The organism is Undibacterium sp. GW821-FHT11B02, from assembly GCF_058808955.1.
Window position 1 is genome coordinate 476,505 of the sequence record NZ_JBXASD010000004.1, and the last position, 25,889, is coordinate 502,393.

23 protein-coding genes are annotated in these 25,889 nt (G+C 49.8%); 11 read left to right on the forward strand and 12 right to left on the reverse strand.

What is annotated here, in order from left to right; translation table 11 throughout:
- The first annotated feature begins 194 nt into the window (after positions 1-194).
- On the forward strand, positions 195-887 hold the full coding sequence (locus tag AC1RVX_RS10975) for a response regulator (protein ID WP_493216621.1): 693 nt from the start codon (positions 195-197) through the stop codon (positions 885-887).
- 48 nt (positions 888-935) lie between these two features.
- Here the strand turns inward: AC1RVX_RS10975 and can are convergent, their stop codons facing one another.
- Positions 936-1,601, reverse strand: a complete 666-nt coding sequence (gene can / locus AC1RVX_RS10980; RefSeq protein ID WP_493216622.1) for a carbonate dehydratase — start codon at positions 1,599-1,601, stop codon at positions 936-938.
- Positions 1,602-1,788: 187 nt separating this feature from the next.
- Between can and AC1RVX_RS10985 the strand changes: the two genes are divergently transcribed.
- Entirely contained in the window at positions 1,789-2,484 is a 696-nt protein-coding gene (locus AC1RVX_RS10985; RefSeq protein ID WP_493216623.1) for a substrate-binding periplasmic protein, read from the forward strand.
- A 124-nt stretch (positions 2,485-2,608) separates the two neighbouring features.
- Here the strand turns inward: AC1RVX_RS10985 and AC1RVX_RS10990 are convergent, their stop codons facing one another.
- A complete protein-coding gene (locus AC1RVX_RS10990; RefSeq protein WP_493216680.1) occupies positions 2,609-3,310 on the reverse strand; it encodes a glutathione S-transferase N-terminal domain-containing protein in 702 nt (233 codons plus the stop codon).
- A 171-nt stretch (positions 3,311-3,481) separates the two neighbouring features.
- Between AC1RVX_RS10990 and AC1RVX_RS10995 the strand changes: the two genes are divergently transcribed.
- The gene (locus AC1RVX_RS10995; protein WP_493216624.1) at positions 3,482-5,623 is read left to right on the forward strand and encodes a gluconolaconase; all 2,142 of its coding nucleotides are present in this window, start codon (positions 3,482-3,484) and stop codon (positions 5,621-5,623) included.
- Positions 5,624-5,653: 30 nt separating this feature from the next.
- Here AC1RVX_RS10995 and AC1RVX_RS11000 read toward each other — a convergent pair whose 3' ends face one another.
- The 10 genes from AC1RVX_RS11000 to grpE all read right to left on the reverse strand — a co-directional run bounded on the left by AC1RVX_RS11000 (position 5,654) and on the right by grpE (position 17,215).
- Positions 5,654-6,466: a TOBE domain-containing protein gene (locus AC1RVX_RS11000; protein WP_493216625.1), complete on the reverse strand. Its 813-nt coding sequence runs from the start codon at positions 6,464-6,466 to the stop codon at positions 5,654-5,656.
- Positions 6,467-6,514: 48 nt separating this feature from the next.
- Positions 6,515-7,060, reverse strand: coding sequence for a molybdopterin-dependent oxidoreductase (locus AC1RVX_RS11005; protein ID WP_493216626.1), 546 nt, complete (start codon positions 7,058-7,060; stop codon positions 6,515-6,517).
- A gap of 57 nt (positions 7,061-7,117) precedes the next feature.
- Positions 7,118-7,780: a sulfate/molybdate ABC transporter ATP-binding protein gene (locus AC1RVX_RS11010; protein WP_493216627.1), complete on the reverse strand. Its 663-nt coding sequence runs from the start codon at positions 7,778-7,780 to the stop codon at positions 7,118-7,120.
- Between the two features lie 5 nt (positions 7,781-7,785).
- Entirely contained in the window at positions 7,786-8,466 is a 681-nt protein-coding gene (gene modB / locus AC1RVX_RS11015; protein WP_493216628.1) for a molybdate ABC transporter permease subunit, read from the reverse strand.
- A 9-nt stretch (positions 8,467-8,475) separates the two neighbouring features.
- Positions 8,476-9,234, reverse strand: a complete 759-nt coding sequence (modA, locus tag AC1RVX_RS11020) for a molybdate ABC transporter substrate-binding protein (protein WP_493216629.1) — start codon at positions 9,232-9,234, stop codon at positions 8,476-8,478.
- A gap of 209 nt (positions 9,235-9,443) precedes the next feature.
- On the reverse strand, positions 9,444-9,971 hold the full coding sequence (locus tag AC1RVX_RS11025) for a chalcone isomerase family protein (RefSeq protein ID WP_493216630.1): 528 nt from the start codon (positions 9,969-9,971) through the stop codon (positions 9,444-9,446).
- A 147-nt stretch (positions 9,972-10,118) separates the two neighbouring features.
- Positions 10,119-13,100 (reverse strand): bifunctional diguanylate cyclase/phosphodiesterase, encoded by a 2,982-nt coding sequence (locus tag AC1RVX_RS11030; protein ID WP_493216631.1) that lies wholly within the window; start codon positions 13,098-13,100, stop codon positions 10,119-10,121.
- 223 nt (positions 13,101-13,323) lie between these two features.
- Entirely contained in the window at positions 13,324-14,442 is a 1,119-nt protein-coding gene (dnaJ, locus tag AC1RVX_RS11035) for a molecular chaperone DnaJ (RefSeq protein ID WP_493216632.1), read from the reverse strand.
- A 108-nt stretch (positions 14,443-14,550) separates the two neighbouring features.
- The gene (gene dnaK, locus AC1RVX_RS11040) at positions 14,551-16,491 is read right to left on the reverse strand and encodes a molecular chaperone DnaK (RefSeq protein ID WP_493216633.1); all 1,941 of its coding nucleotides are present in this window, start codon (positions 16,489-16,491) and stop codon (positions 14,551-14,553) included.
- A 151-nt stretch (positions 16,492-16,642) separates the two neighbouring features.
- Entirely contained in the window at positions 16,643-17,215 is a 573-nt protein-coding gene (grpE, locus tag AC1RVX_RS11045; RefSeq protein WP_493216634.1) for a nucleotide exchange factor GrpE, read from the reverse strand.
- Between the two features lie 493 nt (positions 17,216-17,708).
- Here grpE and rfbB point away from each other — a divergent pair, with 493 nt between their 5' ends.
- The 8 genes from rfbB (at position 17,709) to AC1RVX_RS11085 (ending at position 25,884) form a co-directional block, all read left to right on the forward strand.
- Positions 17,709-18,779 (forward strand): dTDP-glucose 4,6-dehydratase, encoded by a 1,071-nt coding sequence (gene rfbB, locus AC1RVX_RS11050; RefSeq protein ID WP_493216635.1) that lies wholly within the window; start codon positions 17,709-17,711, stop codon positions 18,777-18,779.
- Entirely contained in the window at positions 18,776-19,669 is an 894-nt protein-coding gene (rfbA, locus tag AC1RVX_RS11055; RefSeq protein WP_493216636.1) for a glucose-1-phosphate thymidylyltransferase RfbA, read from the forward strand. Before rfbB ends, rfbA begins: the two co-directional genes overlap by 4 nt.
- 3 nt (positions 19,670-19,672) lie before the next feature.
- A complete protein-coding gene (gene rfbC, locus AC1RVX_RS11060) occupies positions 19,673-20,218 on the forward strand; it encodes a dTDP-4-dehydrorhamnose 3,5-epimerase (RefSeq protein WP_493216637.1) in 546 nt (181 codons plus the stop codon).
- Positions 20,215-21,150, forward strand: a complete 936-nt coding sequence (gene rfbD / locus AC1RVX_RS11065) for a dTDP-4-dehydrorhamnose reductase (RefSeq protein WP_493216638.1) — start codon at positions 20,215-20,217, stop codon at positions 21,148-21,150. The genes rfbC and rfbD overlap by 4 nt, the downstream gene beginning before the upstream one ends.
- A 30-nt stretch (positions 21,151-21,180) precedes the next feature.
- Positions 21,181-22,494, forward strand: coding sequence for a flippase (locus AC1RVX_RS11070; protein WP_493216639.1), 1,314 nt, complete (start codon positions 21,181-21,183; stop codon positions 22,492-22,494).
- Positions 22,495-22,517: 23 nt separating this feature from the next.
- Positions 22,518-23,459: a glycosyltransferase family 2 protein gene (locus AC1RVX_RS11075; RefSeq protein WP_493216640.1), complete on the forward strand. Its 942-nt coding sequence runs from the start codon at positions 22,518-22,520 to the stop codon at positions 23,457-23,459.
- Positions 23,460-24,135: 676 nt separating this feature from the next.
- On the forward strand, positions 24,136-24,927 hold the full coding sequence (locus AC1RVX_RS11080; protein WP_493216641.1) for a glycosyltransferase: 792 nt from the start codon (positions 24,136-24,138) through the stop codon (positions 24,925-24,927).
- A gap of 3 nt (positions 24,928-24,930) precedes the next feature.
- Positions 24,931-25,884, forward strand: a complete 954-nt coding sequence (locus AC1RVX_RS11085) for a UDP-glucose 4-epimerase family protein (RefSeq protein WP_493216642.1) — start codon at positions 24,931-24,933, stop codon at positions 25,882-25,884.
- Positions 25,885-25,889 lie beyond the last annotated feature (5 nt).

Genomic DNA, 25,889 nt, shown 5'->3' on the forward strand with positions numbered 1-25,889 from the left:
TCCTATGGCCGCACGGCAATTGCAGCCACGACATAGACAACCTTAAATCGTCAACGTAAAAAGCGGCAAACCCTTAGGGCGTGTTAACACAACGCCCTCCCATAAAATCATTCGCATAGAATGTAGCAATGCTATATTTGCAGCACCTGCTGATTTTCCTTCACTGACCTGACTATATAAAACCTTGAATACCAATGAGTGACACCAAAATCCACATTGTGCTGATCGAAGATGACAAGCAGATCCGTCGTTTTCTGAATACCATTATGGAAACTGAAGACATGAGCGTCTTTGAAGCAGAGAATGGCAAGCAGGGTTTGATTGCCTGTGCCACTCGCAAGCCGGATTTACTTATCGTTGATCTGGGCTTGCCGGATATGAGCGGGCTGAACGTCATCCGCGAAGTGCGTAGTTGGACCGATGTCCCTATCATCGTGTTATCGGCACGTACCCAGGAACAGGAAAAAGTCGACGCCCTGAATGCAGGTGCCGATGACTACCTGAGCAAGCCCTTTGGCGCAGCGGAACTGATCGCCCGCATCCATGCCCATTTGCGCCGCCGGCAGCCACAGAGCACTCAAGCTGATTCAATATTCAGCTTTGGTGACGTCAGCCTGAATTTAGCACTGCGTACGGTCAGCCGTGCCGGGCAATCCGTGCATCTCAGTCCCATAGAATACCGGCTACTGTCGGTACTGGCACGCAATGCTGGCAAGGTCATGACCCATCAGCAATTGCTGAAAGAAGTATGGGGGCCAAATCAATCAGATAACAGCCATTACCTGAGAATCTACATGGCCAATCTGCGGCAAAAACTGGAACATGAGCCAACCCAGCCACGTCATTTTTTGACTGAGACTGGCGTTGGTTATCGCTTGCTTGCTTAGAACCTGTTTTCGACTAACACCTGCAATTGCCCAGTTGCCAAACCCACATCAATCGTAACGTGCCAGGCTAGCTTCCAGATGCGGTGCCAGTTCATCTGCTGAACTAATGGTCATACCCAACTCACTGAGCAAGCCATCCTGCAGGCCATACACCCAGCCATGCACGGTCACTGGCTGACCACGATCCCAGGCGTCTTGCACAATGGTGGTCTGACACAGATTCACTACTTGTTCTATGACGTTCAATTCGCACAGACGTTCGCTTCTTTGCTTTAAAGATAGTGTTTCGCCAAGATATTTTTCATGCTTCTGATGCACATCCTGCACATGGCGCAGCCAATTGTCAGCCAGCCCAACACGGCGTTTGGTCATGGCAGCGTGCACGCCTGAACAACCATAATGACCGCAGATGATAATGTGTTTGACACCCAGCACATCAATCGCGAATTGCAGTACCGACAAACAATTCAAATCAGAATGTACGACGACATTGGCGATATTACGATGAACAAATAACTCACCAGGTAACAAACCCAATAATTCATTGGCGGGGACACGACTGTCAGAGCAGCCTATCCATAGGTATTCAGGACTTTGCTGTGCTGCCAGTTTTTTGAAAAAGTCAGCATCTTTTGCCGTGATGGCAGCCGCCCAACTGCGGTTGTTTTCAAATAATTGCTGCGGAGTCAGTCCTGTATTGCTTGTTGCGCTCATGCTCTGGCCCATTTATTCTAGACAGGCGAGATTTTAACCGTATTGAGAGACTACTGCATGACATGGGCTTGATATATCCGCTGTATGGTCGATCTGATATTGGAAAATAAGTATCTTGTTTAGCTAAACCAAATAAGTAATACTTGAAGGAAACTAGAACTCTATACACTGATCAGGAAAACCAGGCATGATTTCAGGCATATATGGCAAGCCCGTTATGATGTTGATTTGTACCTTAAGCTTTTTATGCTTTGGTATGGTCAGCCACGCTCAGGTACAGGAAGAAATCTTGCGTATCACCACTTTTGGCCAGGGCGGTCCCATGGAAAAAGCCGCTGCGATTTATCTGCGCGAACAATACAAAAAACTTGGCGTCCGCGTCGAGTATGTCAACCTGCCTGGTAATCGCGCCTTGCAGGAATCAAATAGCGGCCGGCTCGATGGCGAACTTGTACGCAAAGCCGGTTTAAGTGCGGAATATCCAGACCTCCTGCAAATTCCGATACCTTTGACAAGTACCAATACCGTCGCCTTTGCACTGGATAAAAATATACAACTGGACAAAGGCTGGGCCAGTTTGCGTGAGCACACATTTTCATATGAGACCGGCACCAAGGTCATAGAACAAAATACGCAAGGGTTTACTACAGGTCATGCCGAGCACAATATCAAGGCCGCATTCAGGCAAATGCTGAACAAACGTGTAGACCTCATCATCATTGATGAACAAACTGGCCTGCAACTGGTGCGGGAAATGGGGTTGGAAGGCACGGTATTCATGCTGACACCCCCGATCAGCACAATTCCGCTTTACCATTACCTGAATAAAAAACACGCGGATCTGGCGAATAAACTGGAAACCTTGTTACGTAAAAATCACTGAATCATGGCTGGCACATTGCTTTTGTAATCAACACTACATAGCCATGTCCATGCCAAACCCATGATGAAATCATAGACCAGGCATGCCGCCGGTTTGCACGCATACCTTCCATTGTTTTTTGCTTTCAGCGCCCCGGTATCAGCAAACCCCTCTGCACTGCGGGTCGTCCTACAAATTCTGCCAAGGCTCGCTGCACATGCGGATATTCCTGGATGGATACCAGATCGGCGGCTTCGTAAAAACCAATCAAATTGCGCACCCAGGGAAAAGTCGCAATATCGGCAATGGTATAGGTATCACCCATGATCCATTGGCGATTGGTCAAACGCTGATCCAGCACACTCAGCAGGCGTTTAGACTCCGCTACATAGCGGTCGCGTGGACGCTTGTCTTCATAAGCTTTACCGGCAAATTTATGGAAAAAGCCCAGTTGCCCGAACATGGGGCCTATACTACCCATCTGAAACATCAACCACTGTATGGTTTCATAGCGTTCTGCCGGGTCAGCAGGTATGCACTGCCCGGTTTTGTCCGCCAGATATAACAGGATGGCACCGGACTCGAACAAGGCCAGCGGTTTGCCGCCTGGGCCTTGCGGGTCAAGAATGGCAGGGATTTTATTGTTCGGATTCAGTGACAGGAATTCTGGCGACATCTGATCATTGGTTTCAAAACTGACCAGATGCGGTTCATAGGGTAAACCTGTTTCTTCCAGCATGATGGAGACCTTGACACCATTTGGTGTAGGTAGCGAATATAGCTGTAACCTGTCTGGTTGCTGGGCTGGCCATTTCTGAGTGATGGGGAAACTGTTTAATACAGACATCATGATTCCTTCAAAGAATAGATTGGAGCAAACTGCGCGGTACCGGAACCCAAATGCTAATTCATTTCAGAAATTTATGTGCAAGACGGATCAATATCAAATTGACTGACAGATATGCCCAATTTCAGCTAAGCTGCTCGGCCTGTCTTTGAATTTTGCACACAGTTCAACATGTCATCCCTTTTCAAACGCCGTCTGCTGTCTGCCACGATGATTGTTGCGCTGCTGGTCATCGCCATTTTGGGCTTGCTACGCTATCTACCGGGTGAGCAAACAGATAGCGTCCCCACTCATTTGCTGGCAAAAATAGGCATAAAAAAAACTGCTGTTACTTCATTTGACTGGCAAGCCCAAATTAGCGAAATGGCTGGCGGACCACAAATTTTTTCAGACCCATTTGGCATCGCCATCGACAAACAGGAAAATATCTATATCAGTGACGCCGGTGAACATAACCGGATACGCAAGATCAGCCCAAATGGACAGATCAACGACCTGGCCGGTTCGCAGGAAGGCTTTGCCGACGGATTGGGTGCGCAGGCCGCTTTTCACACACCTTCAGGCATAGTCATCGACAACAAGGGCAATCTGCTGGTTGCCGACACCGGCAATCACGCCATACGCAAGATCAGCCCCGATGGTGTGGTCACTACACTGGCAGGCAATGGCAAACCCGGCTATCGCGATGGCCCTGGCACAGAAGCACAATTTGATGGTCCGACTGGCATCACTGTTGACGCTGCGGGCAATGTGTATGTCGCAGATACTTATAACGACAGGTTACGAAAAATCAGCCCTGAAGGACTGGTCAGCACCCTGGCAGGTAGTGGCTCTGGCTATCAGGACGGCCCTGCCAGCGCGGCCCTGTTTGATACGCCTACTGGTCTGGCAGTAGACAGTAAGGGTAATTTGCTGATTGCAGATCATCGCAACAATGCCATACGACGCCTGAGCAAGGATGGGCAGGTAACAACTGTCAGCCGTCCACCTCCGGACGAAGACAAACCACTGATGCACAGACCATTGAGCATAGTGATGACGCATGATGACTATGCATATATCGGTGAAACCGGCAATGGCCGCATCTTGCAGTTATCTCCTGCGGGTGATTTACGTGGGTTGAGTGGTGTTGGCATCGATTTTCTGCCAGGTAATGTCACAACGCCGCGCTTTAACCAGCCCAGCGGCATCGCCCTTGATGCATCAGGTGCACTGTACGTCAGTGATTCAGTCAAACTACAGGTCCGAAAAATCAGCGTGCGTGGCACAAACATTGCGCCATTGCCCACCGTTGCAAAAGCTGTTGGCGTCAATGAAGTAGCCAGCCAACGTCCAAAGACCTACCCCTGGCCAGTCAAACCACAAGACTCACCGCATGAAGTGGTAGGAACCGTGGGTGAAGTACGTGGTAATTATGATGGGGAAAGCCGTGACCACTTTCATGCGGGACTGGATGTACAAGCCAATATGGGCAGCATCGTCTATGCCATCGAGGATGAAAAGGTGCGTATTGCAGGCTGTACCTGGGGTTATAACGGCTTGAGTGAAGGTTTGAAGATAGACAGCATGGCGTATATCCACATGAGAGTTGGGCGCACTGCAAAGAATGCCTTGCTGGATGAGGCAAAATTTCAAATGCAGACAAATGTTGAAGGTAAAGTTTATTCGGTACGAGTCAGGCGCGGCACCCGTTTCAGTACCGGCGAAGCGCTGGGCAGTGTCAACCGCATGTTCCACGTGCATCTGGAACATAGTGAAGCCGGCATCAAAACCAATCCGCTGACGCTTGCCTTCCCCGGTCTTGTCGATACCGTGGCACCGCAGATCGAAACGATACAGATAGTCAACGACAGTGGCTCTGTGATCCAGCAAAAAAATGCTGGTCGTCTGTTGTTGTCCAGGCAAGTGACTGGCTACAGCATCATCGTCGATGCCTTTGATCTGGTGAATGGAAATGCAAAACGCCGCCGCCTGGGCATTTACCAGCTTGGCTATCAGGTTTTGCAGGCAGATGGCAGGCCTGTAGCTGGCTATGAAGCGCCCGTGTTCAATATGGTATTCAATGCCTTGCCACCCGACCGCGAATTGGTGAAACTGGCTTATGCCGAAGACAGTGGCATTACCGTACACGGCAGCAAAAAGACACGCTTTCTGTATGTCGCCAGCAATACCGTCAAAGATGGCATTGCCCGAAAGACCAGCTGGGATGTCAGCAAGCTGGTTGCGGGGGACTATATACTGCGCATCCATGCCAGCGATTTTGCTGGCAACGAAGCAGTCAAAAATCGTGATCTGGCGTTCAGACTGGAATAAACAGGCATGGTACAGGGATCGGGCAGCCGCTTAACAAGCCACGCCGAGTATGACGCTGGACGCCTTGAACATACCTGTCACAGCATCCCTCTCCTTCAACATCAGGTTCTTGCAGCTTTCATTGGTAATGATCGCCGCCAGGGTCGCACCACCTGACATTTCCAATACGATTTCGGTATTCACGGCACCTGGCTGTATGCGTGAAATACTACCCGCCAAGCGGTTGCGTGCTGAAAATTTAGCACCGCTGTCATCCGTCATCAGAATGATGGAAGAAGACTTGATCAGTGCAAAAACCTCAATGCCGACTTGCAAGTCCAGTTCCTGTGTGCTTTCGTGAGTGATGATGGCGACAATCTTTTGGCCACCGGCGATTTCCAGTTCTATCTCGTCATTGATGGCACCTAATGTGATTTGCGTGACCTTGCCCAGAAACTGGTTACGCGCACTGGTTTTCATATTCATTTTCCTGATCAGTAATAAATCATCGGTTATGCCTTCTGCCTGCCGGTCAAGTTGCGCAATGAAATCACAGTGCTCTTTTTCTATGATCTTGAAATTATTCACCAGTTGTTCGCCACGCTTTGTCAGTCGCGTACCGCCACCACCTTTGCCGCCAGTCAGACGCTCTACCAGAGGTTCGCCAGCAAGATTATTCATGGTATCGATGGCGTCCCATGCAGCTTTGTAACTCATCTTCACCGCCTTGGCAGCCTGAGTAATGGAGCCACTTTCGGCAAGCTGCGCCAGCAGGGCAATGCGTCCCTTACCACCAAAATTTTCACCGCCCACGGTCATCCATACCGAACCTTGCAGGGCAATGGATTTATCTTTGGTTGCCATGTTGTGCTATGTCCTTATTGCAAAAATCAATGCATCGTCATGCCTCACCTAATCAGATAGTTTCCTGACTTCGATAGATTTCAACCACTTTACATGGCGCGGACCTGCACGCAGGTCTTTGCCGGATATCATGGCAATGCGTCCCTCATCATCAGCCAAGGGTTGTCCATTTTTTTCAAAAAATACCAGTACACCCTCGCCCACCGTTGTATTGAAAATCTCACTCCACGAATAGACCACCTTATAGTCATCCGTGGCAGTAGCAATGATGACCGTCTTTTTTACATCATTATGATCACGTGCAATGACAACGGCTTTTTCCAGTATGTCACGCAGACGCACGCCTTTGAAATTCTCCAACTTGCCAGCACTCGTTTCATTTTTCCTGATCAATTTCAGTTCACCGATTAGCTGTGCCGGGAAATTTTTCAAGTCTTCCACACTCAGCGTCAAGGGGTTTTCAACCGCACCGGATATCGTCACAGTCTGGCTCACGAACTTTGAAATATCTCCGGCTTTTTCATGCGCCATCGCGACCTGCGTGCATACCGTGATCAGCCCCAGTATAACTATCCATTGACGAATTACATTCATGGCTCATACTCCTCAGAAGTACTATTGCAGATGGAAACGGCTGCGTTCAGAAACCAGTTATAGCAACTTTCCCTCATAGACATTCAGCACCTGATCACCAAAGGCTTTGGCATCTTCGGCATCATGGGTGATCAGTATCATCGGGACTTGCAGTTGTCGCTGCAGGCTGTCAAGTTCCTGGCGCATGCTGACGCGCAGTGACTGGTCCAGCGCAGCAAAGGGTTCGTCCAGCAACAGGGCGCGTGGCCCGGAGATCAACGCACGTGCCAAGGCGACTCTTTGTTTCTGCCCTCCCGACAATTCATGCGGCAATTGACGTGCCACCGACTGTAATTGGAAAGCCTGCAGCCAATATTCGACTTTTTCATTCAGGATGGCAGCAGAGGGATTGCGCCAGCCTTTGTTCAAACCGAATGCAATATTCTGCGCCACATTCAAATGCGGGAACAGGGCATAGTCCTGGAACAGGTAGGCCAGCTGGCGCAATTGCGGTGCAAGATTGATACGCGCTGCCGACTCAAACAAGGTCGTGCCACCCAGACGTATATGGCCATTGTCCGGTGTCATCAAGCCGGCAATGGCTTTCAGGAGCAAGCTCTTCCCAGCCCCGGATACTCCCAGTATGACCAGGCGCTGGCTGTCTGAACTGAAGGCAATATCGAGTTCGAAATGACGTTTGCCGGATTGCAGTATTTTTTGAACGTGCAGGTCAAATTGCATTTGGTCTACCCCCGCATCTGATTAACAATGCGGCCAGGTGCCAGACGACCAGCAAGCAGCAGAACTGCGATACAAACCGCTGAGGTCAGCAAGACCAGGGTATTGGCAACATCATCCTGCCCCGCCTGCACTGCTTCATACACTGCAATCGACAGGGTCTGGGTCTTGCCGGGTATGCTACCAGCCACCATCAAGGTAGCACCAAACTCGCCCAGGGCACGGGCAAAGGCCAGCAAGACGCCAGCCAGAATGCCACGCCATGCCAGAGGCAGGGTGACCCGGAAAAAAATCGCCATTTCAGAAATGCCCAACACCCGGGCGGCCTGTTCCAGTTGTCCATCCACCGCTTCAAATGCGGCACGGGCTGGCTTGAACACGAGCGGGAAAGCAACAATGGCTGCGGCAATGACTGCACCTTGCCAGGTAAAGATCAGGCTGAAACCAAAATTATCTTGCAACCATGCACCAAACCAGCTACGTCGCCCCATCAGGACCAACAGGTAATAACCAAGCACAGTGGGTGGCATGACCATGGGCAGAGTGAGCAAGGTATCGAGCAAGTCACGGCCAGGAAAACGCCGGCGTGCCAGCAAGTAACCAACTGCAATGCCACAGAACAGATTCAGCAGCGTGGCCCAGCCAGCTACCTTCAGCGACAACAACAATGCAGTCCATGCCGGATTCATCAAATAGCCTTAAGGCTTTTGAAAGCCGTATTTATGCAATATGGCCTGGCTTTGTGGCAAAAATACATAGGCGATGAAGCGTTTGGCTTCATCGGCGTTGGTACTGGCCTTGAGTTTGGCGATTGGGTAGCTGATCACCGTTGCCAGCGGCACTTCCACCGCTACCTTAACCTTGTCTTTCATGATGGAGGCATCTGTCGCATACACAAAACCACTGTCGACTTCACCACGGGCTACATAGTCGAGTGACTGACGTACATTTTGCGTGTTGATGGTCTTACTTTCCAGTACCGACCAAAGCTTGGCAGCTTCCAGCGCCTGTTGGGTATAGCGCCCCACAGGCACGCTGGCCGGGTTGCCGACGGCAATACGTTTCACTGCAGGCTGATTCAGGTCATCCAGGCGTTTGATGTTCAAAGTACTGTCGACAGGTACAATCAGCACCAACGCATTTTTCACAAAATCACGCCTGTCTGTGTTAGCCACCAGGCCCTGCTTTTCTGCGGCATCCATAGTTTCCTGGTCAGCCGAAGCAAATACATCAACGGGTGCACCTTTAGCCATCTGTTGCAAGAGCGCGCCGGATGCACCGAAATTCAGTGAAACTTTGGCTTCTGGATACTGCGCCTGGTAATTCTGCGCAATTTCCTTGAAGGCATTGGTCAGGCTGGCGGCAGCCGAGACCGTCACCTCCCCTGCATGGGCACTCATAGCAAGCATACCTATTGTGACGGCTATGCTTATCTGGCGGCAAATTCTGGTGTTCATATTCAACTCCTGCATATGTCAGGCTAAAAAACATAGGAAGAAGCGTAATATACATTGATATATAACGGTTGAGAAATACTTTCCGTTAAATACTTGATATGTATCATGTGGGTATTTACATCCAGCCAGACATCTCTTGACTGTCACGCGGTTAATGTAAAAAAGCACAAGAATTTTCATCCTCGTGCTTTTTGCATGACTACGTAATTTCAACGGCTACGTGTATCTTCTTCTGCCAGCAAAGCTTTCTTGAGGCTCTTGTCTACCGGGTATTCACCCAGCCAGATTCTTAGGAGTGCGTTGTAGAACGCCAGGTCAGGATAGGGGTCGCCCATTTTTTTGCCATTTAGCAATACCACGGTGCCTACGTTTGGTATCCATTCAATGGCCATGATGTCGCCTTTTTTTAATTCCGGCACGGAAGCGAACAGTTCACCAAAACGTATGAACTGCGAGGTCATCTTGGATTTTTCTGCCTTGTCGTTATTTTGGTGAATGCCGGCCATGAAACTGCGACCGAATTCTTCGTTGGTCAGATCACGCATCATCACCAAAGTCACCCGACGCGGCCCCTGCGCGGCCAGCACATCTGGTACGGTAGTCTTTTTATCTTTCAGATACAAGGCGGCGACATAAACCTTGAAAATTGCCTTGTAACGTATACCTGCACCGTTGAGCTTTAATTCGGTGCCACCGACCTGCATAGTTTCATCCAATTTGACGCCAGCCACATCCATGGCCAGAACTGGCAATGCCAATCCAGCGGCAAGCACCAGTCCCGTCAATTTTTTAACGTAGGTATTCAACTTCATTTGTCTCCCCTTTTTATGTATTCAAATCACTTTTAGCCACTTGGCGTGCTTTGGGTTGCGTTCGCCTTGCTTCTAGCTTACATGAGATTTGAAATTCGGGCTGTCGGCTTTTTGCTGTCGTATCCTGGCTGCAAGTAATAACTCAAACTGCTCTATGGGAAGCGGTTTGCAAAACAGGTAGCCCTGATAGGCCTGGCACCCTGATTGCAGCAAAAATTCACGCTGCTGTTCGGTTTCCACACCTTCTGCAATGACAGTCAGATTCAGACTTGCCCCCAGACTGATAATGGTACGTACGATATTCGCATTGTTAATGTCACCCGGCAAATCATGAATAAAAGTGCGGTCAATTTTCAGTTGCGTCAAAGGCAAGCGTTGCAGGTAAGACAGGGACGAATATCCTGTCCCAAAATCATCCATGGAAAACCCGACGCCCAGTTTCTTGATTGCATGCATTTTTTCAATCACGACAGATACGTCTTCCAACACTACACTCTCAGTCAGTTCCAGTTTCAACAACATAGGGTTAATGCCGGTTTCCTGCAACACACGTTTCACGTCGTCCACAAAACCATGATGACGAAACTGTCTGGCGCTAACGTTCACCGCCAATTGTAAAGTGCAGGTACTGTTCTCATCTGCCCACATGGCGATTTGCCGACATGCTGTCTCCAGCACCCACAAACCTATGGGCAGGATCAGGCCAGATTCCTCAGCCAGCGGAATAAATTCCAGTGGCGATACCAGGCCACGGGCTGGATGCTGCCAGCGCAACAATACTTCTGCACCTATAGGTTCGCCAAACGCATTAACCTGTAATTGATAATGTAGCAGCAATTGTTGATTGCTGAGCGCATACCTGAGATCGTTTTCCATGGCGGTACGCGACTCCAGTGCTGCCTGCATGCTAGGGTCAAAGAAGCGCAAACTATTTTTACCCAGCGCCTTGGCCTGGTACATCGCCATATCGGCACGTCGCAACAATTCATCTATGCCTATGGCATCTGCACCGAACATGGCAATACCTATACTGCCGGAACTATCGTAATCGACTCGTCCAAGCTTGATGGTCTGGCACAGGGTCAGCCGGATTTTTTCGGCGACATTTTCTGCCAGACCAGCTGCATGCTGAATATCTTCATGCAGGCCTTCCAGCAGTACAACAAATTCATCGCCACCAGTACGTGAGACGGTATCGTCAGCACGCACACAACCATGGATGCGCTTGCCTATCTGGGTCAACAACATGTCGCCCATGTTATGGCCCTGGGTATCGTTGAGGGTTTTGAAATTATCGAGGTCTATCATCAGGATAGCACCATAGCGCTTATGCCTGCGACCCGCAGCCAGGGCGCGACTCAACCTGTCGAGCAAGAGACGGCGATTCGGCAAACCCGTCAATGGGTCAAAAAATGCCAGTTGATGTATTTTTTCTTCCGAAGCCTTGTGTTCAGTAATGTCACTGAACGAGCCAACATAATTGCTGACTTTACCATCCTTGCCAAGCACAGCAGAAATCACCAGACGTTCGGAATACACCTCGCCATTTTTGCGACGGCTCCAGATTTCACCCTGCCAGCGATGTGAGTGCAAAATATCTTCCCACATCTGTTGATAAAAACAATCGTCATGCCGGTCAGACTGCATGAGTTGCAGAGATTGCCCTATTGCCTCGTTCCCCTGATATCCAGTAATGCGGGTGAAAGCACGATTGACACGCAAGATGTTCAATTCCGCATCGGTAATGAAAATGCCTTCTTCAGTTTCAAACGCCATGGCGGCAATTTCCAGCTCTTTTTCTGCCAGTTTCTTTTCCGTGATATCTCTGAGCAAGACTACATATTGTTGGACTTTTCCATCCTGACCGTGCACTGGTGTCAGCAATAATTCCAGCCACAATTGTTTGCCAGTATCGCTTTCTCGAAGCATTTCACGCATGACAGAATCTGTACCGGCAGCACCAAGACTAAACAGGGGACTACCTGCATCGGCAAACAAATCATCAAGCTTTTTTGCATACAGCGCATCCTGGCTATACGCACTTAACTGGCAGGCTGCCTGGTTAACATAATTGATCTGCCCATCCGGGCCGGTAATCATGACCCCTTGCGAGGTTGCACTCAAGGCTTCGTTGCGCAGTCGCAGCAATGCTTCACTGTCACGCAATTCCTGCGCATTGATATCACGCTGACGACGACGCAAAATCGACTGGTAGCTCACAAGCCAGGCCATCGCACACAAGACGAATCCAAAAAACTCAAAGAATTTTGATAGTCTGCTCGTTCCCTGCCAGCCTCCATTGGGTAAAGCTGCCAACTCCCAGCTACCACCAGGCAAAATGATAGTCTGGGTCACCGCATCGCCAGCAAACAAATTACCGTCGCCGAGAAAAACATCACCCTTGCTGCCCATGGCATCGCGCCCTCGTATGGCCAGGTTAATTTCCTTTTGCATCTTGCCCACGCCAGCCATTTCTAATAGCGGCTCATAGTTAACGACCATCGCCACCGAGCCTATAAACGCATCGAGCTTATCATGCTGATACACAGGAATACGAACCACCAGGCCGACACCCCCCTGTACCAGATTGAGTGGTCCGGCGACCTGTATGCTCCGGTCTTCCATCATGCGCTGATAGACAGGCCATTGTTTGGGTAGATTGCGATAATCCACACCCACCATTTTTTCATTGCCCAGATAGGGGTAGACGTAGGTGGCGATGGTCCCATTGACCAACACCAGATTGCGTATGCTGGAATTGCCGCTGGCCACCTCGGTTGCCAGCATGTTGAATTCCTGCTCGCTTAAATTGGGTTTGGTAGCAAAAGTGATTGCCAATACCCGCGCAGCAGCGATATTTGATGTCATGCCCGCATTCAATTTCGCACGCAACACTGACAGCTTTTCTATAACTTCAACTCTTTGTTTTTGTATCCCGAATTCACGCTCATTGTGATCAATCGCCCACAAACCCAGGAATACAATCAATGCAACCCCCAGAGCATAAAGCTTGGGATATTTATATGACAATCCTGAATGAGGAGCTATATCCATCGTGACGGTAAATGTCCTGAAAACCAGAGCGTGTTGATCTATCTTTTAGGTAAATGTGGTTTTCCCATATTAGCAGAAGGCAACCTGACACGTTTGTACAAATGCCTGGATTAACTGTAGTTCACTATTGCCCGTTGACGAAACGAGTTCACCTGTCCACATCAACAACAAAAAAGCCTGCCGAAACAAGTTTGGGCAGGCTTTCAGGTGTTAAGAAAATATTTTATTCAAAAAATTTCTTAACTTTGTCCATCCAGGATTTACTTTGCGGATTGTGCTTGGAACCACCTTCCACTGTCAGTCTTTCAAAGTCGCGCAGCAATTCTTTTTGCTTTTCAGTCAATTTGACGGGTGTTTCAATGACCACATGGCAGAACAGATCGCCAGCGTAACCAGAGCGTACACCTTTCACACCTTTACTGCGCAAGCGGAAAGTTTTTCCTGATTGCGTGCCTTCCGGTACGGTGAACGATGCCTTGCCGCTAAGGGTTGGCACTTCAATGTCACCACCCAATGCCGCCTTGACAAAGGAAATAGGAATTTCACAGTGCAAGTCGTCGCCTTCACGCTGGAACACCGGATGCTGCTTGATGTGGATTTCCACATACAGATCACCTGGGGGGCCACCATTGACACCTGGCTCACCGTTACCGGACGAGCGGATACGCATGCCATCGTCAATACCCGCAGGTATTTTGACTTCCAGCGTTTTGTTACGCTTGATGCGGCCTACGCCTGAGCAAGTCGGGCATGGGTCAGGAATCATCTTTCCTGTACCATGGCATTTAGGACAAGTCTGCTGTATGCTGAACAAACCTTGCTGCATACGCACCTGGCCATGGCCACCGCAAGTTGTACAAGTTACTGGTGAGGTGCCTGGCTTGGCACCAGAGCCATGGCAAGTATCGCAAGAATCCCAACTAGGTACACGAATGGTGGTGTCAAAACCATTTGCGGCCTGTTCCAGCGAAATTTCCAGGTTGTAGCGCAAATCGGCGCCACGATACACTTGCGGACCAGCATTGCGACGGCCGCCACCAAAAATATCACCGAAAATATCACCAAAGGCATCGGCAAAGCCGCCTGCACCACCGCCACCGCCGCCACCCATATTCGGGTCTACGCCAGCGTGACCATAACGGTCATAGGCATCGCGTTTCTGGCTGTCGGAAAGCATCTCGTAAGCCTCTTTGGCCTCTTTGAATTTTTCTTCCGCGACCTTGTTATCCGGATTGCGATCCGGATGGTATTTCATCGCCAGTTTGCGATAAGCCTTTTTGATTTCTTCTTCGGAGGCGTTTTTGCCGACTCCAAGAATTTCATAAAAATCACGCTTCGCCATTTCTTGTTAACCTCAGATTTAATCTCAAACTCAAGCGCAAACGCCGGGCAGCACCGCAAACGCGAGCCGCCCGGCGCGTCATGACGGGCAAGCCCGTCACACTAGGTATTACTTGCTGTCTTTCACTTCTTTGAAGTCAGCATCCACGACATCATCGTCCTTAGGTTTAGCATCTGCACCGGCAGCGCCTGCACTACCAGCAGCACCCGCAGCTGCCTGTTGTGCCTGCATGTCAGCATAGACTTTTTCACCCAGTTTCTGCGATGCTGTGGACAATGCGCCCAGCTTGGTATCAATCTCGGCCTTGTCACCGGATTTCAAAACATCTTCCAGTTCCTTGATGGCGACTTCGATTTTCTCTTTTTCGCCAGCTTCCAGTTTGTCGCCATGCTCAGCCAGTGCTTTCTTGGTGGAATGCACCAGAGCGTCACCCTGATTGCGGGACTCAGCCAATTCCTTGACCTTTTTGTCTTCTTCCGCATTCAGTTCAGCGTCTTTCACCATTTTCTGGATTTCTTCTTCTGTCAAACCAGAATTAGCCTTGATGGTGATCTTGTTTTCCTTACCTGTAGCCTTGTCTTTCGCGCCTACATGCAAAATACCATTGGCGTCGATATCAAAAGTCACTTCAATCTGTGGTGTACCGCGTGCTGCCGGTGGAATGCCTTCCAGATTGAATTCGCCCAAGCCCTTATTGCCAGCAGCGATTTCACGTTCGCCCTGATACACCTTGATGGTCACCGCAGGCTGATTGTCGTCTGCAGTCGAGAATACCTGGCTGAACTTGGTTGGGATAGTCGTATTTTTCTGGATCATCTTGGTCATGACGCCGCCCAGGGTTTCGATACCCAGAGACAAAGGTGTCACGTCCAGCAACAACAGATCTTTACGGTCACCCGACAAGACAGAACCCTGGATCGCTGCACCAACGGCAACGGCTTCATCCGGATTCACGTCTTTACGTGGTTCCTTGCCGAAAAATTCCTTGACGATGTCCTGGACTTTAGGCATACGTGTCATACCACCGACCAGAATGATGTCGTCGATGTCAGTCGTTTTTACGCCCGCATCCTTGATCGCCATGCGGCATGGATCAATGGTTTTCTGGATCAGTTCTTCAACCAGGGCTTCCAGCTTGGCACGTGTGATTTTCAAATTCAAATGCACAGGTGCGCCATTTGCCATGGCGATGTATGGCTCGTTGATTTCTGTTTGTTGCGCGCTCGACAATTCGATTTTTGCACGTTCGGCAGATGCCTTGATACGTTGCAAAGCGATTGGGTCTTTGGACAGGTCCAGACCATTGATCTTTTTGAATTCATCAATGATGTAGTCAATCACACGTTGATCGAAATCTTCACCACCGAGGAAAGTATCGCCGTTTGTGGACAATACTTCGAATTGCATTTCGCCATCAACGTCAGCGATTTCAATGATGGATACGTCGAAAGTACCGCCACCCAGGTCATACACGGCAATCTTGCGATCACCTTTTTCTTTTTTGTCCAGACCAAAAGCCAGCGCAGCCGCTGTTGGCTCATTGATGATGCGTTTAACATCCAGACCAGCGATACGGCCGGCATCTTTGGTTGCCTGACGTTGTGCATCATTAAAGTAAGCTGGAACGGTAATGACCGCTTCAGTCACTTCTTCGCCGAGGTAATCCTCAGCGGTTTTTTTCATTTTGCGCAGAACTTCAGCGGAAATTTGTGGTGGTGCCAAACGCTTGTCACGCACGGATACCCAGGCGTCACCATTATCGGCTTTGGAAATGGTGTAAGGCATCAGGCCGATGTCTTTTTGCACTTCTTTTTCTTCAAATTTGCGACCAATCAGACGCTTTACTGCAAACAGTGTGTTTTTTGGATTGGTAACAGCCTGGCGTTTCGCCGATGCTCCAACCAGAATTTCGCCGTCTTCCTGATACGCAATAATAGAAGGCGTGGTACGCGCACCTTCTGCATTTTCGATCACTTTTGGCTGACCGCCTTCCATGATAGCAACGCAAGAATTGGTTGTACCCAAATCAATACCAATCATTTTTCCCATGATAGTTCCCTCAGAATGTCAATTTTTTTGTCAATGTTGGTGAGCCAGTCTGCTTTTTTGCTCAATCTGACTCGTCTGTTTCGGATATAAGGTAAAAAACGCGCTTTTCAAGGCTTTTCAAGCTATTTCTGCGTGTTTTTTTACGCTTTTCTTACTTTCCTTGCGCTACCGTCACTAAAGCCGGACGTAGCAAACGGTCGGCAATGGTATAGCCTTTTTGCAATACAGTCACAACTGTATTCGCGTCCTGCTCGGCCGGCACCATGGAAATAGCCTGGTGCTTCATAGGATCAAGCTTTTCCCCCTGGACAGGGTTGATCTCGGTCAGACGATTTTTATCAAAAGCGGCACTTAATTGCTTCAATGTCATTTCCACGCCTTCTTTCAGCGATTCGATTGAAGGAGTATCCACCTTCAATGCCATTTCCAGACTATCCTTGACTGGTACCATGGCTTCGGCAAAACCTTCAATCGCAAACTTGTGTGCCTTGGAAATGTCCTCCTGGGCGCGGCGGCGGATGTTTTCACCTTCAGCCTTGGCGCGCATGAAAGAATCCTGCAATTCCTGCACTTTTGCTTCCAACTGGGCGATAAGCTGTGCCGATGTATCGGGAAAGGCTATCGTTTCAGCTTCCGCTTGAACTAAATTTTCTGGTGGTGTTTCCGGCAATGCTGTATTCGTCACTTCAACTTTCTCCGTTTGCTGGCTTTCTTGCTCTTGCATTCTTACTCTCCCAATCAAAAACTTACATTACCCCCACAAGTGAGGGTATACACACATCGTTTCAAGGGTTAATCGCGAACTATTTTTGTTTTTCTTGGTCCAGGGTGTATTAACGTAAAAAAACATGTACAAAAAAACACATTTGGTAACAAAATCAGAACAATTCAACACTGTTTTTTGCGATGGCGCATCCTAAGATACATATCAGGAAACCACCAGAAACTGAGGTTACAGCCATGAAACTCTCACTCATTTCACTGCTTTTGCTTGCCTATACCGTAGCAACCGTGACCTGGATTTGTCTGTCACAGGGTAACGCGCTGTCTTAACACTATTGAAACATCAGCGGCTTAAGGTGGTGGTGGCCAACGCGAATCTTGTCAATTTCTCATTGATATCTTTTACATAAACCTGATTTACCAAGAAAATCAGCGTCTTTCTCAAGTAAAATCGCCTGTTCAAAGCAATTCAGCGATTAATACAGGAGTGAGACATGATATTTGTCACAGGTGGCGCAGGCTTTATCGGTGCCAATTTTGTTCTGGATTGGCTGGCTCAGTCGGATGAGCCTGTTCTGAATTACGACAAACTGACTTATGCTGGCAATCTGAACAATCTTGCCAGCCTCAAAAATGATAAGCGCCATGTGTTTGTGCAGGGCGATATCAATGACGGTGCCCAGTTGTGCGCCCTATTTTTCGAATATCAACCACGTGCCATTCTGCATTTTGCTGCGGAAAGCCATGTTGACCGTTCCATCACTGGACCGGCAGCGTTCGTCACTACCAATATCAATGGCACGTTCGAACTGCTGGAAGCCGCCCGCACTTATTGGCTGAGCCTGGAAGATGATGCCAGGGCAGACTTCCGTTTCCTGCACGTTTCTACCGATGAAGTATATGGAACACTGGGGCCGGACGATGCCGCTTTCAGCGAAACCACGCCCTATGCCCCCAACAGCCCGTATTCTGCCAGCAAAGCCGCCTCTGATCATCTGGTACGCGCCTATCACCATACTTATGGTTTGCCGGTACTGACGACCAATTGCTCGAACAATTACGGCCCTTATCACTTCCCGGAAAAACTGATCCCCCTGATGATCACCAATGCCCGCGCCGGCAAGGATTTGCCTGTCTATGGTGACGGCCTGCAAGTGCGCGACTGGTTATATGTAACAGATCATTGCGCCGCCATCCGCCGGGTGCTGGAAGCTGGCAAGCCGGGTGAAACTTATAACGTCGGCGGCTGGAACGAACAAACCAATCTCAGCGTCGTACATACCCTGTGTGAATTGCTGGATGAATTGCAACCCAAGGCCAAGGGCAGCTACAAGGACCAGATCAAACATATCACGGACAGGCCAGGCCATGATCGCCGTTACGCGATTGATGCCGGAAAGCTGGAACGCGAACTGAACTGGAAACCAAAGGAAAATTTTGCCACCGGCCTGAAAAAGACCGTAGCATGGTATCTGGCGAATGATACCTGGACCAAGCAAGTACAGTCTGGCGAATACCTGCAATGGGTGGCCCTGCAATACAACGAGGATGAGGTGGAAGAATGAATAGTCCTACCGCACGCAAGGGCATCATCCTGGCGGGTGGCTCTGGCACCCGCTTGTATCCGGTCACGCAAGCCATTTCCAAGCAATTGCTGCCGGTGTATGACAAACCCATGATTTATTACCCGCTGACCTCTCTGATGCTGGGTGGCATGCGCGATATTCTGATTATCTCCACACCACAGGACACACCGCGCTTTACCGAATTGCTGGGTGACGGCTCACAATGGGGTATCAATATCAGCTATGCCGTACAACCTGCACCAGACGGACTGGCACAGGCATTTGTCATTGGCCGTTCTTTTGTCGGCAATGCCACCTCAGCCCTGATCCTGGGTGACAATATTTATTATGGAAATGATTTCGAGGCGCAATTGCGCCAGGCGGGTGGACAGCAACAAGGCGCAACGGTATTTGCTTACCATGTGCATGATCCTGAACGCTATGGCGTAGTCGAATTCGACGACAAGCGCCAGGCCATCAGCATAGAAGAAAAACCGAAACATCCTAAATCGAATTATGCGGTTACCGGTCTGTATTTTTATGATCAGCAAGTCTGCGATATCGCTGCCGACATCAAGCCATCCGCGCGCGGTGAGCTGGAAATTACCGACGTCAACAATGTCTACCTGAAACAGGGCAAGCTGAATGTGGAACTGATGGGCCGGGGCATGGCCTGGCTGGATACCGGCACCCATGAATCCCTGCTGGAAGCAGGTCAGTTCATTGCCACGATAGAAAAACGTCAGGGACTGAAAGTCGCCTGTCCAGAAGAAATTGCCTACTACCGCAATTACATCAGCGATGCCGATCTGGAAAAATTGGCCCAGCCTTTGAAAAAAAATGAGTATGGCCAGTACTTATTAAAATTATTAAACAAGAAAGCGTATTGACAGATGAAAGTGTTAGCTACCGGGCTTCCTGATGTATTGATACTGGAACCTGCCGTATTTGGTGATGATCGCGGCTTCTTTTACGAAAGCTTCAATGCCAGAAAATTTGCCGAGTTGACTGGTGTCAGTGCCAATTTTGTACAAGACAATCATTCCAGGTCCGCCAACAATGTGTTGCGCGGCCTGCATTATCAGATACGCCAGAGCCAGGGAAAACTGGTGCGTGTGACTGCCGGTGAAGTATTCGATGTGGTGGTGGATTTGCGCAAATCGTCCAGCACCTTTGGCCAATCAACCAGCGTCGTGCTGTCAGCCGCCAACAAGCGTCAGTTGTGGGTACCCGAAGGCTTCGCCCACGGTTTCCTGGTATTAAGCGAAAGTGCCGAATTCCTGTATAAAACCACAGACTACTGGGCACCGGAACATGAACGCTGTCTGCGCTGGGATGACCCGGCCTTGGGCATAGACTGGCCATTGAATGGTGCACCGATACAGTCTGCTAAAGACCAGTTGGGTAAACTGCTGTCAGAAGCCGAGGTTTTTGAATGAGGATTTTACTGACAGGTAGTAACGGTCAGCTAGGGAATGCATTGCGAGCCCCATTGGGTCAATTGGGCAATGTATATGCCCCCTTGCGCAATGAGCTGGACCTGAGCAATCCGGACCAGTTGCGCCTGTGCATACGTGAATTCAAGCCTGAACTGATCATCAACCCGGCAGCCTACACCGCCGTTGACTTGGCAGAGACAGAAGAAAAACTGGCCCACGCCATCAATGCCGAAGCACCAGCCATCATGGCTGAAGAAGCGCGCAAACTGGGTGCCGGTCTGGTGCATTATTCAACCGATTATGTGTTTGATGGCGAAAAACTTGATCAGCATGGCCAGGTACAAGCCTATCTGGAAACCGATGCGACCAATCCGCAAAATGTCTACGGCAACACCAAGCTGGCGGGGGAACAAGCGATACAATCCAGCGGCTGCCAGCATTTGATCTTGCGCACCAGTTGGGTATATTCGCTGCATGGCAAAAATTTTCTGCTGACCATACTGAGGCTAGCCAGGGAAAGAGACCAGTTGCGCATCGTGAATGATCAATGGGGTATTCCCAATTCTGCCACCTGGCTGGCAGAAACCAGTTGCAGCCTGCTTGCTGGCCTGGGACAGGCAAGAGCAACAACTGACTGGTGGGCTGAGTATGGCGGCCTGTACCATTTCAGTGCTGCGGGTAAGACCAACTGGTTTGAATTTGCGTCTGCCATCGTCGCCCAGGCAGACCGGCAAAACCAACTGAACAAAGCAGTGCCGTCGCTGACAGGCATCAGTAGCAGCGACTATCCGACGCCAGCACGCCGGCCACTTAATTCGCTGTTGTGCTCACAAAAGTTGCAAGACAAATTCGCCCTGAATCTGCCCGATTGGCAACACTGCCTGCAAATATGCATGCAGGGACTATCCCCATCAGCGACACAAACCGCATGACAACAAGCAGCGGACTCACATTACTGATTCATGTCACTTAAAAGAAACACCATATGGAATTTGCTGGGTAATGGCCTGCCACTCATCGCAGCGGCTGCCTTTACCCCTTATACCTTGCGGCAATTAGGCAATGAAGCATTTGGTGTGCTGACGCTGATCTGGGCGCTGATAGGTTACTTCAGCCTGTTTGATTTCGGCACTGGCCGCGCCCTTACCTATGAAATCAGCAAGTTGCGTTCTGTCGGACACTTCCCGGCAATACCTGCGGTCTTGAAGGCCGGGCTGCTACTGACTGCTGCCACCGGTACGCTGGGGACGCTGATCATGATCATACTGGCACCGCATCTGGCACAGAGCTGGCTGAAAATCAGCCTGCCTTTGCAGCATGATGCACAAATCGCCTTCGAAATTGCCGCGCTTGGTGTAATACCCAGTGCCGTCACCAGTGGCCTGCGCGGTGCGATGGAAGGTCTGGAGCGATTTCGCGCCTCTAATCTGAACAAGATATTTCTTGGTTTTTGCATGTTCACCCTGCCAGCACTAGCAATCGTGTTGCACGGCCCCCGCCTGTGGCCGATTGCCTTGTACCTGGCCATGGCGCGTCTGCTGGTGGTTATCGGCGGTGCGCTGCAACTGCACAAATACCTGTTTGCCAAAAGCATGAATGAACCCATGCGTGAAAACGGTAATCAGGCTAGTGAAGTCAATGCGCTGTCCAAACGGCTGCGCAGCCTGCTGTCATTTGGCTTCTGGGTTACCGTGTCGAGCATCATCAGCCCCTTGATGGTATTCGGCGACCGCTTCTTTGTCAGTGCCATGGTAGGGGCCGACAAATTGTCGGTGTATGCGATTCCACAAGAAGCGCTGATGCGTATGCTGCTGGTGCCAATCGCCATCTGCGGTGCCTTGCTGCCATTATTTGCCACGCTCGCAGATCAGCAGGTGCTAAAGATCAGCTATCACCAGAACTACCGACGTATGACATTCATCATGCTGGGCTTGTGCATTGCCGTCGCTCTGTTTGCCTATCCGGGTTTCAGTCTGTGGCTGTCGCCAGAATTCGCCAGCAAGGCATTGCCGATTACCCTGATCCTGGCAGGGGGCACTTTTTTCAACGGTATTGCACTTGTACCTCATACGCTGCTGCACGCACTGGGACAGACAAAAATAACCGCACAATTTCACTTTATTGAATTGCTCTTGTATATTGCAGTCTTGTATTTCCTCGCAACATGGTTCGGTCTGGTCGGTGCCGCATTTGCATGGGCTTTCCGGGTGATACTGGATTGGATACTGTTACATGTGACAGCACAACGTTACCTGAGAAACCAAATTGCTCCTTGAGCCATTCGCCTAGTTTGCATGAAATGACACGCACACCATCTGATTCAACCGGAACCCGCGTCGCTGCCGTAGTGGTTGGCTTCTTTCCAGAAACCCACATCCTCCAGGCTCTGTTAGCCAAACTGCAAGAGCAGGTGGACCAGCTGTATCTGGTAGATAACGGCGGTTGCGACAAGATAGATTGGCAGGCGACACCCAAGTGCCACTACAAATACATACAACTCGACAAAAACTATGGCCTGGGCTATGCCTTGAATAAGGGCTTTGAAGCGGCAATACAAGATGGCGCACAATATGTAGCGACCTTTGACCAGGACAGCGCACCACCGGATCATCTGATTGCCAGTCTGCTGGCGCAGCATGAACTGCTGCATGTACAAGGGGTGAAATGCGCGGCCATTGGCCCTACCTTCTTTGACCGGCGCGAAGCCAACAAAGTGTATTTCCCGTTTTACAAAGAAGGTAGCAGCGGTATCCAGGCAATTATTCCTGCCGATTTCAAAGATGACGCTTCCCGCTACGTCGAAGTTGATGTCCTGATCACCTCCGGCATGTTGATACGAACGGCAGCGTGGCTCGATACTTTACGCTACGATGATGGCATGTTTGTCGATTACACCGATACCGAGTGGTGCTTCCGGGCAAGAAGCAAGGGCTATCAACTGTTTGGCAGCATGGCTGTGCAAATGGGGCACGCCCTGTCGGATGCACCACCTGTGCGTCTGTTCAATTTAAATTTCTTTCATTACTCGCCGTTGCGACGCTACTATTATTTCAGAAACACTTTGCTGTTCTGCAAAAAGCCTTATGTATCCCTGGCATGGAAAAAAAGATTGCTGACTGGACTGACTATCCGTTTTTTTGCCAGCCTGGTATATGAAAACAGGCGTCTGTCCCAGTTCAAGATGATGTGCAAAGGGCTTTGGTCCGGCCTGCACAACAAAAGTGGCGCCTATCCAGGATAAACAATCCGCAAGCAGCTACTTTAGAGCCATGTATCTAAGAACCTGTTCACGATCTTACTGCGTGGGCGCAATTGGAGTCTATGTGGGGCTCATGCGCTGCTAAAAATGCTCATGTACCAGAGTACGTTCCGCTTTTTGCGCTGCGCTTAGTTACCCTGACCCCGCTGATCCCGTTGACGCGGGCTCGCTACAGATCGTGAACAGGTTCTGACAGGCCCAGGTTTGACACTTCCGTCCAGCACCCGGTCATTTTGATATACTCCTCAACAATTAAAATAATACTCAGGAGATGTTGGTGACTACACGTCCCAAGGCTCAGTCAGGTTCACATAAAAATACTGGCTACGTATGCGAAAAGCTGTTACCCGGGACAAGCAAACCAGAAAGCACAGATGAACAGGACAGGACTTACGCAAAACCACCCATTCTGCGTTGCAGCTCCTTACCGTGCTATTCATACTGTCTTTGTGATCGCACCTTGTTGGAACATTTTGCGTAAGTCATATAAGAAAAATAGGTGGATGGAACAATCCGTCACCTATAAATGGTGATTTCTATGAGAAAATCTTTACCAAAGGCTGATTCAGGATGTTCTCCGGCACCAGCAAGAATTTGAAATCGGTTTAATGGACTACCAGATGCAAGTTAGTTAACTGCCAGATCATCCGCATAATTTATGATACATGTTGCTATTGTCAGTCACGGCCATGAAAACCTGCTTATTGCAAGCGGGATGGGTGGCTTGCGCGATGCTGGTGCAAACATGCATGTGTGGATCAAGGATAACCGGCCATCTGCCCAGTTAAAGACTTATTGCCAGCAACATGGCATCTCTTATATCGATGATCATCCTGGTTTGGGCTTTGGTGAAAATAATAATTTCCTGTTTGACCTCATCAGTAACAGTGTTGGTTTTGGCGAAGGTGACAGCTTTATAGTCATGAACCCGGACATCACCATCAGCCCGGACACCATCGTGAAGCTGGTCGCCAATATGCAGCGGGATGCCTTCCCCATCGCCACGATCAATCTTTTCCGTGATGAACAGCATCAATACGTCGATGCCAATATTCGCCGCTTCCCCAATGTCATTTCCCTGCTGCGCATGGTGGCGGTACGCTCGCTGTCCGAGCCATATGACAAGAAAGCCATGTCGGACACCTGTCATGTAGACTGGGCTTCCGGTGCTTTCCTGGCTTTTGACGCCCGCCATTACCAGGCCCTGCAAGGTTTTGATACCCGTTACTTCATGTATTTTGAAGACGTGGATATCTGCTACCGCTCGCAGCAATTGCTGGGGCTGGGTATACGCTTTTATCCGCAACTGGATGCCACCCATACCGCGGCCCATAAAAACCGCAATCTTGTATCCCGTCATGCCAGCTGGTTTTTCCGCAGCTTCCTGAAATTTTTGTCGCGTCGTTATTTTGTCTATGACCGACGTGCCAACATAGCAGCATCCAAATAAAGCATGACGCAAGTTATTTTGTTGACCGGTGCCAGCGGTTTTGTCGGTCAGGCGATTGCACAAGTCTGCCTGGAACAAGAAGTCAAGCTGATCTGCCCTACCCGCCATACCTTGAAATGGCAAGCAGCGCATCTTTTCAATCCCATTATTACCGGACTGAGCGCCGATACTGACTGGTCACCCTGCCTGAAAGGCATCGATATCGTCATCCACTGTGCGGCCCGTGTGCATGTCATGCAGGAAACCGCCTCCGATCCTTTACTGTTATTTCGCCAGTTGAATGTTGACGCCAGCCTGAACCTGGCACGACAGGCAGCAGCAGAGGGAGTCAAACAGTTTATTTACCTGAGTTCAGTCAAGGTAAATGGCGAAGCAACTGAACCTGGTCATCCGTATACGGCTGACGATCAAGCTGCGCCGCAAGATGCGTATGGCATATCCAAGCATGAAGCAGAGCTGGCTTTGCTGGATCTGGGCAGGCAAACTGGCATGTCCATCACCATCATCCGCCCACCACTAGTCTATGGACCGGGGGTGAAAGCCAATTTTTTAAGCATGATGCGTATGGTCAAACGCGGCTTGCCACTGCCATTGGGCAGCATACACAACCAGCGCAGCTTTGTGTACCTGGGTAACCTGGTCAGCCTGGTCATGCATTGTCGCCTTTGTGAACAAGCGCGCAACCAGGTATTTTTGGCCAGCGATGGCAGGGATTTATCGACAACAGAATTACTGAGCCTGTGCGCGCAAGCCTTACAGGTAAAATCCCGGCTGTTTCCTTTTCCTGCCAGCCTGCTGACACTGGCAGCCAGCCTGTTGGGTAAAAGGAATGTGGCTGACCGCCTTTGTCAATCCTTGCAGGTGGATATAGGCAAAACCAGGAACTTGCTGGGCTGGTCGCCCCCCTATACCGTAGAGCAAGGCTTGCAGGCCACTGCTGCTGCCATTCGGACTTAAATCAC

Coding starts and splice junctions, on each gene's coding strand:
- AC1RVX_RS10975 (WP_493216621.1), top strand. CDS start 195: ATGAGTGACACCAAAATCCACATTGTGCTGATCGAAGATGACAAGCAG.
- can (WP_493216622.1), bottom strand. CDS start 1,601: ATGAGCGCAACAAGCAATACAGGACTGACTCCGCAGCAATTATTTGAA.
- AC1RVX_RS10985 (WP_493216623.1), top strand. CDS start 1,789: ATGATTTCAGGCATATATGGCAAGCCCGTTATGATGTTGATTTGTACC.
- AC1RVX_RS10990 (WP_493216680.1), bottom strand. CDS start 3,310: ATGTCTGTATTAAACAGTTTCCCCATCACTCAGAAATGGCCAGCCCAG.
- AC1RVX_RS10995 (WP_493216624.1), top strand. CDS start 3,482: ATGTCATCCCTTTTCAAACGCCGTCTGCTGTCTGCCACGATGATTGTT.
- AC1RVX_RS11000 (WP_493216625.1), bottom strand. CDS start 6,466: ATGGCAACCAAAGATAAATCCATTGCCCTGCAAGGTTCGGTATGGATG.
- AC1RVX_RS11005 (WP_493216626.1), bottom strand. CDS start 7,060: ATGAATGTAATTCGTCAATGGATAGTTATACTGGGGCTGATCACGGTA.
- AC1RVX_RS11010 (WP_493216627.1), bottom strand. CDS start 7,780: ATGCAATTTGACCTGCACGTTCAAAAAATACTGCAATCCGGCAAACGT.
- modB (WP_493216628.1), bottom strand. CDS start 8,466: ATGAATCCGGCATGGACTGCATTGTTGTTGTCGCTGAAGGTAGCTGGC.
- modA (WP_493216629.1), bottom strand. CDS start 9,234: ATGAACACCAGAATTTGCCGCCAGATAAGCATAGCCGTCACAATAGGT.
- AC1RVX_RS11025 (WP_493216630.1), bottom strand. CDS start 9,971: ATGGATGTGGCTGGCGTCAAATTGGATGAAACTATGCAGGTCGGTGGC.
- AC1RVX_RS11030 (WP_493216631.1), bottom strand. CDS start 13,100: ATGGATATAGCTCCTCATTCAGGATTGTCATATAAATATCCCAAGCTT.
- dnaJ (WP_493216632.1), bottom strand. CDS start 14,442: ATGGCGAAGCGTGATTTTTATGAAATTCTTGGAGTCGGCAAAAACGCC.
- dnaK (WP_493216633.1), bottom strand. CDS start 16,491: ATGGGAAAAATGATTGGTATTGATTTGGGTACAACCAATTCTTGCGTT.
- grpE (WP_493216634.1), bottom strand. CDS start 17,215: ATGCAAGAGCAAGAAAGCCAGCAAACGGAGAAAGTTGAAGTGACGAAT.
- rfbB (WP_493216635.1), top strand. CDS start 17,709: ATGATATTTGTCACAGGTGGCGCAGGCTTTATCGGTGCCAATTTTGTT.
- rfbA (WP_493216636.1), top strand. CDS start 18,776: ATGAATAGTCCTACCGCACGCAAGGGCATCATCCTGGCGGGTGGCTCT.
- rfbC (WP_493216637.1), top strand. CDS start 19,673: ATGAAAGTGTTAGCTACCGGGCTTCCTGATGTATTGATACTGGAACCT.
- rfbD (WP_493216638.1), top strand. CDS start 20,215: ATGAGGATTTTACTGACAGGTAGTAACGGTCAGCTAGGGAATGCATTG.
- AC1RVX_RS11070 (WP_493216639.1), top strand. CDS start 21,181: ATGTCACTTAAAAGAAACACCATATGGAATTTGCTGGGTAATGGCCTG.
- AC1RVX_RS11075 (WP_493216640.1), top strand. CDS start 22,518: ATGACACGCACACCATCTGATTCAACCGGAACCCGCGTCGCTGCCGTA.
- AC1RVX_RS11080 (WP_493216641.1), top strand. CDS start 24,136: ATGATACATGTTGCTATTGTCAGTCACGGCCATGAAAACCTGCTTATT.
- AC1RVX_RS11085 (WP_493216642.1), top strand. CDS start 24,931: ATGACGCAAGTTATTTTGTTGACCGGTGCCAGCGGTTTTGTCGGTCAG.